This is a genomic window from Vibrio agarilyticus (assembly GCF_012641465.1).
Classification (GTDB): Bacteria; Pseudomonadota; Gammaproteobacteria; order Enterobacterales; family Vibrionaceae; genus Vibrio; species Vibrio agarilyticus.
The window spans coordinates 241,294-256,402 of the sequence record NZ_JABAIK010000003.1 but is presented as its reverse complement, the minus strand read 5'-3'; the positions used below and the strand labels follow the sequence as shown (position 1 = coordinate 256,402).

At 49.8% G+C, this 15,109-nt stretch carries 6 protein-coding genes; 2 read left to right on the top strand and 4 right to left on the bottom strand.

All coding sequences use genetic code 11. The features are described 5' to 3' along the window. Positions 1 to 412 precede the first annotated feature (412 nt). Positions 413 to 598, top strand: coding sequence for a hypothetical protein (locus HGP28_RS04675; protein WP_168835284.1), 186 nt, complete (start codon positions 413 to 415; stop codon positions 596 to 598). A gap of 7 nt (positions 599 to 605) precedes the next feature. After that, on the top strand, positions 606 to 1,619 hold the full coding sequence (locus HGP28_RS04670; protein WP_168835283.1) for an aldose epimerase family protein: 1,014 nt from the start codon (positions 606 to 608) through the stop codon (positions 1,617 to 1,619). Positions 1,620 to 1,695: 76 nt separating this feature from the next. Here HGP28_RS04670 and HGP28_RS04665 read toward each other — a convergent pair whose 3' ends face one another. From HGP28_RS04665 to HGP28_RS04650, 4 genes are all read right to left on the bottom strand, one after another. Then, positions 1,696 to 12,651: a putative Ig domain-containing protein gene (locus tag HGP28_RS04665; RefSeq protein ID WP_168835282.1), complete on the bottom strand. Its 10,956-nt coding sequence runs from the start codon at positions 12,649 to 12,651 to the stop codon at positions 1,696 to 1,698. A gap of 115 nt (positions 12,652 to 12,766) precedes the next feature. Continuing rightward, a complete protein-coding gene (locus HGP28_RS04660) occupies positions 12,767 to 13,591 on the bottom strand; it encodes a sulfotransferase family protein (RefSeq protein ID WP_211091886.1) in 825 nt (274 codons plus the stop codon). A gap of 469 nt (positions 13,592 to 14,060) precedes the next feature. Then, entirely contained in the window at positions 14,061 to 14,507 is a 447-nt protein-coding gene (locus HGP28_RS04655; RefSeq protein WP_168835281.1) for a GNAT family N-acetyltransferase, read from the bottom strand. A 27-nt stretch (positions 14,508 to 14,534) separates the two neighbouring features. After that, the gene (locus HGP28_RS04650) at positions 14,535 to 14,768 is read right to left on the bottom strand and encodes a hypothetical protein (protein ID WP_168835280.1); all 234 of its coding nucleotides are present in this window, start codon (positions 14,766 to 14,768) and stop codon (positions 14,535 to 14,537) included. Positions 14,769 to 15,109: the final 341 nt, after the last annotated feature.

The window sequence follows — 15,109 nt, the reverse complement described above, 5'->3', positions numbered from 1 at the left end:
TTAGATCACAAATTTCTTATAGATCACCTGTTACGCTTTAAAATAAAAATTAAAAACAAATTTAAAACAATAAATCGAGCGCAACAAATTGACCGCAAATCACTGATTTTAAAGAATTTGATTATCAAATTCATATTCATTACCTTTTATTGCATTTATATCAAAAATATAATATCACCATTCAATAAAAAGCGATGTGCAACAAAAGTGACTGACTTTTAACTTTGGTTAAATACTCACTTCAATAAGATAATGTGGATCATTCGATTCATAGAAATTTGCTATCACTCCTCCTTTATTCTCGACATCATCGCAAACAAAAATAGACAACCCAATAGGATAAATTTCACAATTGATTGAATTAGTACCAGTTGGCAAACTAGAGTGAGTTTATTTTTTTAGGGGATTGATAATGAAAGGACAACAACCTAAAATTTTTGATTCGCTGCACACTAATGAAAAACATCACAAAGTAAATCGACCACAGGATAGTCGATTAAATGATGACATTCGTTATCGTTGGAATAAGAAGGTCAGCGATCTCATTTTTCATAGCACATTGACCTTAAAAGAAATTGCCGAATACACAATTGAGTAATAACGAGATGACCAGCACAATTCGCCCATGGGGACACGACACTTTAATCATTCTATCAAACGCGCTTGGCAGCTCGGTTGAGATAGCGAGTCTGGGTGCCACTATCGTAAATTGGTATGTGGAAGATAAACAGGGAGAAATTCGTAATATCGTTTTGGGTTATGACAATGCCGCTGATTATGCTCATGGAAATAGCTCGATGGGATGCGTTGTTGGGCCGTGGGCAAACCGAATTGCAGATGGCTGTTTTACTCTTGGTCATCAATTGGTTCAGCTGGAGTGTAATGAAGGCACTAACCATCTTCACGGCGCAAGTGCGGCACTTGGGAAAAAAGTGTGGAAAGTAAGCCAGTCGAGCCGTAACAGCGTCACATTTACATGTTCGACGTACGCGGGTGAGGCGGGTTATCCGTCAAATATTGAATTCAATGTTACCTATGAGCTCAGTGATGACAATGAGCTTATGATTACCTACCTCGCCTACCCTGATGGTGAAACACCAATCAATTTAACGCAGCACTCTTATTTCACCCTAGATAACGCGCCAACGATTCACAACCATGAGTTATCGGTTAGAAGTGAGCAGTATTTGCAAGTCGATGACCGCGCGATACCCACGCAGTGGTGCGGCGTCGAACAAACCCCATTTGATTTGCGCCAGATGAAGCGCCTTGGCGATTGCATCCAGGCTCAGCATCCTGAAGTCACATCGGCTCATGGATTCAACCATTGTTGGAAGCTGGACGGTGACCAAACTTTAGCGGGCGCAACCCTCTCCTCCAAAGAATCTGGACTGACTTTGTCTGTGTTTACAGACCAAATCGGCATTCAAGTCTATACCGGGAACTACTTAAATAATGAAAAAGGACGCAAAAACGAGGTTTATCACGCTTATGCTGGCGTCTGTTTGGAAACCCAATGTTATCCCGATCAGGTCAATAGTGATAAACAAGCAGACTGCCTGTTTTCGCCACTAAAACCTTACCGTCATCACGTGGTTTATCGCGTAACGTGTGATTAAGGGAGGGCTACACCATTACAAAAGGGCCTCGATCCACTCATGAATCGAGGCCCTTTTTTATATGGAATACCAGAGGCTAATTACTTTCACTGCCGAAATAATACGACAACCTCACTGCCAGAGTCGTCACATCATTCAGATCGATAAAGTAATGATTCACGCGCCAACTTGCACTCCATTGATTATTGAACTGATAATCCACACCGATACCGACATAAGGGTCAATTCCGTCTTCGCTGCTGGTGATGTGGGAGCTCTGATACTCACTGTCAAAGTCCACTTCCCAGAAAAAGCTACCCAACACGGCCTGCATGCGGGCTTTCTCTCCCTGAATCAGCGTGTAACCGACATCCAAGGCTATACCCTCCGCCAGTGCAGGTGTCACCTTAGCAACACTGGCGTGGAACTCGACCGGATCCGCACCGCTACCTGGGATCAGGGTTGCTTTTCCTTTGCCTAAATCAAGGTAGCGGCCGGTAACAGCCCAGTCTGGGTTAAAGCGGTAACCCAACCCGAGCGACCAAGCCGTATCTTGCTTATCTGAACTTTGCAGCTGACTGTCTGCCACCGACAGGCGGGCATCGGCTTTACTTACCCCTACATCCGCGTCCAAGTACCAGTTGGCCTGGCTGCTGAAGCTCAGCAGCGCGAGCAGCGCCACCGAAAACTTGCGACCATACCGGCGCAGCGCAACCAGTAATCCCAGGGCCAATACGGGTAAACCGCCCATACTGCCCCCGCCTGCACTGTTATTAATTACACTACCGGCGAATTGAGTAACATTAACGGATACCTCAGCATACGCCGTCCCCCCCTTCCCATCGGTAACGCTGTAGCTGATGATGTCAGTACCGTAGAACTTATCGGCTGGACGGTAAGCCAGTTTGCCGTTCTCAATCGATACAGTGCCAAATTTTGCACTTGCACTGGTAATGGTCAGTGAGTCATTGTCCCCATCACGGTCATTGGCCAGCACATCGATATACACTGAACCGTCTATCGTCACATACACATTATCGTTAAACGCCACCGGAAGCGTGTTCTTAGAGGTTGTCGATACGCCACCCGGATCAACAATGCTGCCGTTCGCCATGCCATCATCATCGTTCGGGCCTCCATCTTGGATGGTCAGCTGCACACACCAGTGGCCTTCGGTCAGCCCAACGCGCCATGCACTGTCACCCGGAGGTGGGCAATAGCCCTCTTCCCCTAGGGTAGAAGAGACGTAGTTGCTTGCATCCGTTTGGAAGTCTACCCAACCGGTCGTTTCTTTGTACTTACGGTAGACTGCGTTTGCAGGGATAGGCAGACGCTGCGGGAACACGACCTGATAGGTCTGTCCTGCAGTTGGCAGTCCGTATGCGACAAAGTCAAATACCCCACCGATGTTCTCGGCCTCAGTATCTGCGACCAGTTCACTGGTCATCAACTGAGCGCCACCCGTCTGGTTGCTTGCCAATGTGACGCCTTTGCGCAAGCAAACACCAGGTTGCCCTTCAACAAGGTAGCTCTGCGATTCCAGTGCCTGTTCCTGAAGCACATTACATTGACTGATGGCATCCTGATAATCTGGGATCCCATCATTATCACTGTCGGCAAAACCCTCCTGATCATCTGGGATGAGGTCTCCATCGCTGTCCTGACCGTCCAGCGTCGCCAACTGTGACACTACCTCAAGATAAATATCCGTTGCGACCTTCGCTAAAGCGCTATCGGTCACTTCGAGTTTCAGTTGGTAGATGCCGGGCGTTAAGTCTTCCGGAGAAAAGATAAACTGCTGCTCGTTAAGACTAATGTTCGCCAACTGCGCATTTTCGTTGATCCAATGATAGCCGTGCGTGTCACCAGCATTGACATCCGTCACGCTCGCAGCCACCGTGACTACGTCAACACTATTGACGACCAACAGACGAGATTCCCCACTCTGCGTGACTTCAATGCTCACTTCCGGTGCCACATTGTCTTCATAAATGGTCAGCACATGTTGAGACTTGCTGCCTAGGTTTAGGCTCTCATCTAGCGTGATCTCTATCGTTTCAGCCTCTTCCACTACCTCGTCGGCCGCAACAGAAAACTCAATGCTGCCAGTGGTGCCGCTGCTGATCACGACATTGCCACTCAAAAGATTGTGGTCTGCGACATCGCTACTGCCACTGACTGTGTATGGAATGGTTATCGGATAAGTCGGCGCCTCGCCATTGAGGTATACCTCTACGGAGTGGGTGGTGCCTTCCGTCGTGGCATCATCCTTACTGATAGAAATCAGTGGATGTACGATCACCTGCTGACTCGCTCTGGCTTCATTGCCACTCGCATCTTGAGTACGCCAATAAACGGTGTGGAGGCCTGGCTCAAAAAAGGTAGATTCATCAACTAAAGACACTGGCAGCGGCTCACCACTGCTACTTTCCGCAACCGCCACACCAAGATCGACTTTGGTGAAAAGGCCATTGGCCTGCACTTCCACATTTTCCGGAGGCGTGATGGTCGGTGCCTGAACACTATCTGATGTGATCACCACAGTCGCGAGCCCCGTTGCCGTGCCGTCATTGCCATCAACGATCCCATACATTAGATTCACCGTACCAACCACGTCAGTGTCCAGCACAACAGATGCATCCTCAATGCGAGCACTACCTGTGTCGGTGCTAACCCAAGTCAGTTGCAACGTATCATTATCCACATCCGTGTCGTTAGCCAACACATCCAGTGTGTAGCTACCGCTGTCATTGGCAGTAAACGTATAGCCATGATCATCGACCGCTACCGGAGCATCATTGGTATTGGTCACCTCAATGCTGAATGCCGCGAGACTTGTGCTATCCATGTCGTCTGAAACACTGATCACGATATTGTTGGTCGTACCCACATCATCATTGGTCGGTGTACCCGTTAGCGCACCGGTACTGGTATCAAAGCTTGCCCAGCTCGGCTTGTTACTGATGCTGTAGACGAGGTTATCGCCTGCATCTACGTCACTGCCTACTGGGATAAAGCGATACACTGAATCTTCCGCCACCGTGGTCGCTGGCGTACCGCTGATCATTGGCGCATCGTTGACGTTGGTCACCTCAATGCTAAACGCCGCGAGGCCTGTGCTGTCCGTATCATCTGACACACTGATCACGATATTGCTGGTGGTTCCCACATCATCATTGGTCGGTGTGCCCGTTAGGGCACCGGTACTGGTGTCAAAGCTTGCCCAGCTCGGCTTATTGCTGATGCTGAAGACGAGATTATCGCCTGCATCGACATCACTCACTGTCGGGACAAAATGGTAGGCCGTGTCTTCCGCTACCGTTGTTGCCGGTGTGCCGTCAATGACTGGCGCGTCATTGGTATTTGCCACCGTCACTCTGAAGGCGGTTAATGACGCGGTTTCTGCATCATCACTGACACTGATGACAATATCATCGGTTTCACCCACATCTTCGTTCGTGGGTGTACCGCTTAGTGCGCCCGTTGCGGTATTGAAACTCGCCCAGTCAGGCTGGTTGATAATACTGAATGTCAACTGGTCACCATCAATATCACTGGCCGTTGGCGCGAAACTGTAGACTGCATCTTCCACCGCTTGAGTCGAAGGCGTGCCGCTGATGGTCGGCGCGTCATTGACATTGGTCACTTCCAGCGAAAACGCTGCCAGCGTTGCCGTTGCCGCACCATCGGTCACGCTGATGCGGATATCGCTGGTGATCCCGACATCATCATTACCCGGCGTACCGGTCAGCGCTCCCGTGGCAGTATCAAAGCTTGCCCACGCCGGATTATTGCTGATCGTGAAGGACAGAGTATCACCATCAATATCTTCGCTAGTCGGGATAAAGCGGTAATCCGCATCCTGAGACACACTGGTGGCCGGCGTGCCGCTGATGGTCGGCGCATCATTGACGTTGGTCACCGCCAGATCAAAACCGCTCAGCGCCGCGCTTTCTTCTCCGTCACTGACACTAATGACAATATTGCTGGTGGTGATCCCGACATCATCATTGCCCGGCGTACCGGTCAGGGTACCCGTCTCGGTATCAAAGCTCGCCCAGCTCGGCTTGTTAGTGATGCTGTAAGTTAGGGTATCTCCTGTATCCACATCCTCACTGGCAGGCGTAAAGCGGTACAAGATATCCTGCACAGCTTTGGTTGCTGGTGAGCCGCTGATAGTTGGCGCATCGTTGACATTGGTTACCGTCAGCGCAAAGTCCGGCAGCGATACCGTCCCCGCACCGTCACTGACACTGATCACGATCCCCTGAGTGCTACCGACATTATCGTTGGTTGGCGTACCAGAAAGCTCACCCGTTGCGGTATCGAAACTTGCCCAGTCTGGCTTGTTCTCAATACTAAAAGTCAAGGTATCCGCATCAATGTCGTTGCTGTCCGGCGTAAAGCTGTACGCCGTATCTTCGGCTACCGTGGTCGGCGGAGTACCGCTGATCAGCGGTGCATCGTTGATGTTTTCCACCACCACATCAAAGGCTGGCAGCGCAACGGTTTCTTCTCCGTCACTGGTACTGATGACGATATTGCTGGTGGTGATACCGACATCATCATTGGTCGGCGTACCGGAAAGCGATCCAGTAGCAGGATCAAAGCTCGCCCAAGACGGCGTCTTGTTGATGCTGTAGGTGAGCGAGTCACCGGCATCGACATCGTTGCCCACTGGGGTAAAGTGGTAAGCGCTGCCCTGTACCGCTTTAGTCACCGGCGTGCCGCTGATGGTCGGCGCGTCATTAACATTGGTCACTTCCAGCGAAAACGCGGCTAGGGTTGCCGTTTGCTCACCATCGGTCACGCTGATGCGGATATCGCTTGTTATACCAACCGCATCATTACCCGGCGTACCGGTCAGCGCCCCCGTTGCCGTATTGAAGCTCACCCAGCCAGGCTTGTTAATAATGGTGTAGGTCAAGCTATCACCCACATCCACATCACTCGCGGTTGGGATAAAGCTGTACGCCGAATCCTCAGCCACTGTTGTTGCTGGTGAGCCGCTAATAACCGGAGCATCATTGACTGCTGTCACGCTCACCGAAGACGAAACCGCACTACCAGTATCTGCATCCAACGGCGTTACCGTGAAGGTCACATTGCCATTGGCATTGAGGCCAGAAGTAAAGCTCAAATGAGTTGTCGTATCTAACCAACTGTTGATGTCAGCCACGCTGCCGCTCAGGGTTACGCTGGCTGTACCGGATCCACTGACAGTAACACCATCAACGGTGCCATTGCCGTTTGCAACCGTCAGTACGCCGCTGCTGACCGCCAGAACAATGGAAACGCTGTCGCCTTCTGCATCCGACACAGTGATACCACTGACATCCAAAGCGGTAACCACATCTTCAATGGCATTGAACACAGAGACCAGACCAGTCACTACCGGAGCATCGTTAACCGCAGAGACGGTGACTGACGAGGCGATATTGAGCGTGTCATTCACATTGTCGTTCGCACCACTCGCAGAGCCGCTGTCACTCAGGCTGGTAATGGTTACCACCCGAGTGTTGTCTATTGCGGGAGCCTCACTGTTGTTTTGGTAGCGGATGCCATCAACCAGCGCCTGAAATGCATCTGTTGTCAGGCTGCCTCCAGTGACGGTCACGGTCGCGGTATCCGAAGCCACGGCGACCGTATAACTTAAACTACTGGCAGCCGTGGTGCCAGTTACCGCATCTTCCAGAGTGATGCTGTCGCCATCCACGGTCAGCACTTCATCATCGGTGACATTGGTGACGGTCAGTACTAGGCCGCTCAGAGTCTGGCCGGTTTCTACCGTGCTGGCGCTTGAACCGCTAAATACCACGGCCGCATCGCCGCCTTCGGTAAAGGTCGGGTTACCACCCGTCGCCGTTAGGGTTGGCTCATCATTAACTGGCGTCAGGCTCACCGTAGAAAAAACACTCAGACTGGTGGTCGCGTTTTCGTTGCCACTGTCGGTCAGGCTGGTAATCGTCACCACTCGGCTGCTGTCCGTGGTCGGATCTTGGCTGTTGTTCTGGTAGCGGATCGCATCGATCAGCGTCTGCAGCTCAGTCTCGCTCAGGCGGCCTCCAGTGAAGGTGAGCGTCGCGGTCGTTCCCGGCATGACTACCGCATAATTCAGGCCATTGGTCGAAGTGGTACCGTTTACGCTATTATTCAGCGCAATATCAGAGCCATCCACGCTCAGCACTTCACTGCTGCTGTCAGATAGATTGGTTACCGTCAAAACAAAGCCGCTTAGTGTCTGGCCGCTTTCTACGGTACTCGCATCAGCACTGCTGAATACGGCGACCGCACTTCCGCCCTCGGTAAAGGCCGAATTTTCTCCGGTTGCCGTTAGGGTTGGCGCATCGTTACTTGCGGTAATGTTTGTGGTTACCTGATTGGTGCCACTGTTATTATCAGTGCCGTCGTTAAAGGTAAAGTTCAGAACCACAGAGCCGGCTGGCTCGTTAGCGCTGTTAGCATAGGTAATATTCTGCAGCACACTGTTTACCAGCGCGGTCGTCGCATTGCTGTTAAAAGTCAGTGTCAATGTACCATTCGAGTTGGTCGTGACGGTTCCAACAGTGGTGCCGTTGTAAACCAAATTGCCACCCTCGGTCAGCGCGCCCAATAAACCGTTATTGGCAAAAACATCATTCGCATTGGCGCCGCCACTTCGAGCAATGGTCAGCGTCGCGCCATCATAGTTCCCAACTCCGCCATTTAGCGCATCAAGCTCAGTATCACTGACCGTGACATCGTCATCAATAACGATGGCTGAACCGTCTTCGGTGTAGGTGGGAGTTGCATCTAAGTGATTAAATAGCGGTGGGTTATTCTCATTGAGCGTGACAGAAGCGAAGTGGCTACTACTGATACTTGCGCTACCAGATGATACAGAATTTAGCGTTGCGGATACCGTTTCGGCGTCATCAGCCACTGCATCATCGGTGGCGGTAATGGTAAAGGTGGTCGATGAAGTGCCAGAGGCGATAGTCACCTCACCGATTGAGCCCAGCCCCGTCACAGAATAGTCGATATCCTTGGTCGCAGTGCCACCGAGCTGGATGATTGCGACAATATTTTCGGTCGCGGTAAACGGATTGCCACTTCCATCTTGCAAGCTCACGGTATAAGTGATGCTGCCGCCCTTTTCTGACATCTCCGCCGCGGAGGCACTAAGGACCAATGTAGGAGCGGTTGTAAAATTAAAGGTGGTGTTATCACTGATACCCGCAAACAGATTGCCCGCGAGATCTTGAACGAAAGAGGCGGAAACTTGCACCGCATATTCGGTGCCAGCTAGCAGATCGGCGCCGGGATTTAACGTTACCTTGTCAGATGAGACTGAAACCGTGCCGCCATTATTGCCAGTCGCCGCTGTCGTGCTTGTCGCGGTGAACACTTCGAAAGTCGCATTGTTTGTCACATCCACTAGCGTCATCGTCTGACCACTGTTAAGAGTGACCGCTTCGCTAAAGTCGAGAACAACATTATCAGCCACAGATACGCCAGTGGCATTGTCATTGGGTGTTGAGTTACCGCTATCAAAGGTTGGCGCGGTTTTATCTAAGGTCAGGATAAGCGAGTTATCCGTACTCGAGTTACCGGCACTATCGGTGGCAGTAAAGGTGACCGCAATGCTCCCCTCTTGCATATTGTCAGCAAGGTTTAACACCGTTGTCGTCAGGCTATACGTGCCGTCGCCATCATCGGTCAGCGTCGCCGTTGAGCTAAAATCACTATCTAACACAGAAAGGTTAGCGTTAACCGTCAGACCTGCTTCACCCAGATCGACCTCAAAAGTAATGGTTTCACCCGCTTTGTAGTTATTGTCCCCGCCGTTATCATCGACAGAAACAAACGAGGGCGCTGCGTTATCCAGCGTATAGGTCTCGGCGGCGCCCGTTGGCGAGGTAGACGAAAGCCCGTTACCACTGCCATCGGCCACGTTGTTTGCACCAGCAATACTTAACGCCACTGCACCGTTATAATCTGCCAGATCGCCGCCGGACACGGTTACATCGACACTACTACCCGACGAGGCGCTGACACTGCTCACGCTGGCCGTGGTACCGGAGACTGAAAAATCGCCGCCATCGATATTGTTCAGCGACTCAGAGAAGGTCACCGTCCACACCAGTGAATCGGCATTGATCACTTCCGTTGTCGGCGTTTTGCGCACGATGGACGTCACGGTTGGTGCAATGGTATCGACCGTATGGCTATCGCCTGTGGTAAAGGCCGCTGGGGTATTGCCCGTTTCATCGGCGATATCGGTGCCACCATTTAAGTCTAGGCGCACCTCACCCACAACATCGGTCACCGAAACCGTCACGGTGACACTCGTGCCAGAACTGGCCGATACACCCGTGACAGCCAATCCGCTGCTCGTATTTCCGCCCAGCTTTGGCGTGAAATCATCACTGCTGATATGACTCACTTCGTCACCAAAGCTAACAAGAAAATCAATACTCGAAGCGTTCGCCGCCGGCGAACCGGAAACGGTTATGGATCTGACATTTGGCTGAGTATCCGTCGTGCTCAGGTTGACCAAGGTTGGCGAAGCCTGAGGGTTTCCAACCGCATCTTTGGCAACTAGGTAGACGTCATAGTCACTGCCATCTTCCAGTCCAGAAATCGTCTTACTTGCCAGAGTGCCTGTCGTACTAAAGCTGCCTTTCACGGACACGGTGTTGCCACCGGCGTCTTGCCCGGCCTCTACCTGAGCCGCACTTGGCGCAGATGCGCCGTCATCAACCACGACATAGTAAACCGTACCCTCTTCATCCAAATCGACAGACAAAGTGACTCCGCTTGCCGTTATGGATGAGGGGGAGGGCGTACTGTTTTCAAATACTGGCGCAGTTTCATCATCATCATCGATTATGGTCACCGTTTTCTGCTGGCTTCCATCTTCTGTCGCACCACCGCCGCTGACGTTTGACACATCGATAATAATGCTTTCACTCTCTTCCTCTGTGGCGTCGTTAGTTGCGCTAATACCGGTTGTGGCATCGGCACTGGTGCTGCCTGCGCTAATGACTATCGATGAGCTTGGTGTCGCGTAGTCACTGCCTGATGTTGCGGTGCCGGAATAACCCAGACTCACGGTGACATCTTCATAGGTTGAATGACTTAAGCTGGCGGTCACAGAAGAAGCCCCGCCATCTTCAGCGATGGAACTATGACTGGTTGATAGCGTGATCTTAGGCGCCGATTCTGAGTCAGTAATGGCTATCGTTTCTTGCTGAACACCATCTTCACTCCCGACAGAAACCGAACTGATATCCACCACGATGGTTTCGGCACTGGCAGCATCATACAGAGTGTCAGCCACACCGGTTACCGTTGTGGTGCCCGTTGCGCTACCCGCTGAAATCGTGATGCTGTCTGATTTGAGATAGTCGGTTGTGGCGGTGGCGGTGCCGCTATACGCTAGGTTGACCGTAATGTCTTGCGGCCATTGATGACTCAACGTTGCGGTCAATGTTGCGACGCCACCATCTTCAGCGATGAGATTCGTATCTGCACTCAAAGTAATATCTGGCAAATTTGCATAAATCGCGTCGTTAGCTTGGCTGATAGCGGTGGTATAAGCAGCACTGGCATTACCGCTCGAGTCGGTTAGGGTAATATTAACCGGAATCGTACTCGCGGCCGCGATATTGGTACCGCCATCGGTAATCGTAAAGCTGACCTCGTAAGTTGTGTCATTCTTTTTAGTTAATGCGCTTACTGTGTATCCAGCAATAGTGCCGCTCACACTACCTGAACCCGAGGTGTAATTATCAGAGTCTGAATCGACCATTATGGTTGCGGTGACGACATCACCAACCTTGTGGGCGGAATCTGCGATCGTCACGTCGGTAATTGTCGGTGGGGTGGTATCTCCAGCCAACTGAAGATTTTCTATCGCTATATCGTCAATCTTAAGCCATTTTAATGTAGTGTTATCACTGTATTGAATCGTGAACTTGCTGATGTTCTCCCACTTTTCTCCAGAAAAAGTTAACGTCGTATTTTCGACATTCCCCAGCTTACTAGCAGAATCCACTTGCCCCCCTTTATCGGAGGTAACACGAATATACTTAGCAGGGTCGCTTGAATGGTATACGTATAAACTGGTCAGAGTGAACGTTTCACCACCGCTAAAATAGACGTCCGCGCTCGTATTAGTACTTGAACCGGTACCCACATAAACATATCCAGAATCGCTATATAGGTCCCTCCCGCCAGAGCCGCCAGACTTGAAAACCAATGTGTAGCCGGTTCCCGATACTTGGTAACTTATTTGATTCGCATAACCAGTAGGTACGTTATTCAAATTCAAGGTGCCGGAATAGGCCAGCACATGGGTAAAATTACGCATGGCGACGGAATCAAACAACGGTAGTGTCGAGATTTCACCGCTGGCAATTTCTAAATCCCAGTCACCGCCTGACGCCGCTAATCCCGTTAGGTCATCTGAGGCTGCGACATTAACGTCGGCGCCGTTTGCAATGACTTCGAGCAGCGCCTCCCCTTTACTACTTTTCGCAAGGTCACAGCCATAAAGGAGGACATCCGCTCCATCTTTTAATGAAAAGTCTATCGCCGATAACGTGTTGAGCTCTGCTTGCAGCAGCGTCCCCGTCACCTGAGAAGCCCCTAGATAGATCACACCATCATCGGCATGAGATACGATATGCAATGCCGCTAGGTTTTGATAATCCGCCAGAACACGCTTTAGTTGCTCTAGCCCATCTTGCTCAGCGTTGATGAAACGAAAATCCGTTCCCGGCCGCGCTTGTGACAAGAACTGCTCTTTGTCCGGCACTGAATCATCAATAATCACCAGCTGATTGACAGATTGCCCAGTTTGTATGGCCAGCACATCATCATGGTGATGCTCTACTGCCAGATTTAGTTCAAGTCTTTCAGCATCCGGTTTTCCCGCCACATTAAGCCCACTTATCGCGGGGCTTGCGAGATAACTTCTTTGATAACTTCCCATGGTTTGGCCGCTCGCGGCATATAGCCCAAACGGCGCAATCGCGGTTGCTAAACTGGTTAAAACGAATTTGTCCATTTCTTCTGCTTTCCCTAAAAACTGGTTGCTGGTCACTCCATCCACAGCGCGTCAAACCTTATCTAAGGCATTTCTGTATTTATGACGCTTTTGGTATCTATAGTGCTTTCTGAATCTAAGTTGCTTTTTGTGGTTTGATAATACTGGCATTGGTGCCACTGCTATCTTGCCAAAATGCCATCTCGCTATACTGTTGGAATAACTCCGGTGGCAAAATCGTTCTGCGCGGCTTGAAGCTCACGACTCTTTTCACATCGTGCAGCCCTTTAACGCCTAGATTGAGATCAAATTCTCCGTCGCTATACTCCACGTTATCGAAGTCATGCTGATAGAGGGGCTCATCGATAAATTGATACAGTAGCTGAATGCACTGCTGCGGTTTTTGAGCTAGGAGATCGTAGTCAATCAGTAAAAGCCGGTCTGAAAAGTCACTGTAATACGCTTCCTTCAACGCTGACCACGCACTGCCCAAAACGCCAGCGCTGCTCGCCATGGCTTCACACCGCGAATAGACCGTCTGCCGGGTTTGTGGCGTATACAGTTGGCTGTAGTCGAAGGGATTCTTGCGATATATGGACTCAAAACTGTCCATCACCCAGGCAGGATTGCGAACGCAACAAATTAGCTTGCTGTCAGGAAACATATCCATTAACAAATGCAGTCTTGCAGCCCACATTCGATTCGTATCAAAAATAACCTCTTTGTCAGTCATGTCTGAATAATAAGAGTCGAACAGTCCAATACAAATCTGCTTTCTCTTTGTGGCGTCAAAGCTGGTATAAAACTCGCCTGAGGCCCCCATATATTCAAGGGCACCCGTGGTAAGCCCTAAGACTGGGCTGCTCATAGCAGCATGAAAGCGCGGATTCTGACGAAGAATACCCGCAAGCAATGTAGAACCCGCGCGAGGTAACCCGGCAATAAAGTGATACTTAACCAAAATAATTTCCGTTATTAAAATTCTAAAAGACGTTGTAATGAATCTTTCATACGAGAGCAGACGTAGCTGCGAATTAATAATCTCATACGAAAAAAGGCGTTACCCAATTCAATACAAGGGTTGTTTTCTGGCTTGCCTGACTCAAACAAAAAATGCACTAGGTAGATTGCGGTATACACCTAGCCATAATTAATCACCAAGCTCGGGCCCATCGAATAAAATAGATAGCAGTTAACAAACACTACTCGGCGCAGTATTCCATCGTTAGATCTAACTTCTAACGATAAATTTGCAACTGCAATGCTTTGACCAATTGCTGCATAAAAAACCGCCTCTAATACACTTATTATTGCAAGCAGGCTTCGAAACGTTAGGAGGCGATGAGAAATAAATATTTATATTCTGGCGTGCCACAAGCGCGAAATACATACTCGTCTTAGCGATGGTACGCTTGCGAGCCAATTGGAGGTCACGCCTTAGGGCATGCAACCTGCACAGCGCCTGTTTCATGTAACCGAGTTTTCATCAGCCTATAGACCCCTTTATCCTCAACCGTCTCAAACCCGAGCGCCAAATACCACCGCATAGCCGGGTTGTTGTGCTCCACATGTATCGAGACTTCGAGGCCATGCTCTTTCGCCTCATCAAGTAGCTGGCTCATTAAGTGCGAACCAATTTTTTTGCCTCGATGCTGGGGAAGCACCGCAATATCAACAATACGAATTTGTGTTTCCCAGCGCGATACATACAAACGCCCCGCCGGCTCACCTGAGAGCAGTATCAGTTCGAAGGCCGCCTCTGGATAATACTTTTGATAATGCTGATGCTGCGCATTATGTTCATTGTCAGCCATTTCCAAGGTGAACTCTTTCCCTAGTAAACGATTCAATTTTGCCGTATTGAAGCTTTCTATCATTGCGCGCTCCGAGTTATATGATGCTGTTTACCAGTTGCCCCTGCGGGCAATACGTGGTTCAAGCGCAAATGTGACACTTACGCCATTCTCTGGGGTTACCGTTTGAGTTGGAAAAGGAATATTTAGCTGAGCCAACTCCTTGCTCGTTAACCGACTTTTTTCGGAGCTGGGATCAATAGACAGGCCTGATAACGCGGTGCTCGGAAGCAGTACCGCACCGATCGCACCAGTACCTAATTTGACAAAAGTTCTTCTTTCCATGAATCACTTAAACTCAATTTTATTTAACAAGACATTAATGTTCGTGATGGCAAACCACAACACATAATATAGGCTAATAACTCAAAAGCAGAAAAACAACCTCAGCACATTAATTTGAATAATTCACAAACAAAAGCACCAATTAGATCACGTTTCTTTACCCATCATGACTCTAACGAAGTTTGGGGCATTTTCATGTTAAAACATGACAAATGTTACGGTTCTTGCAGATTGTGTTGTTCAGACTTAGAGGGAATTTAATACTATCTTCGACAGGACATTTAAGAGGGCCAGGGGCAATAACGGCAGCCCCGTTTTTTAGAAATAGTTCTTAACCGAAT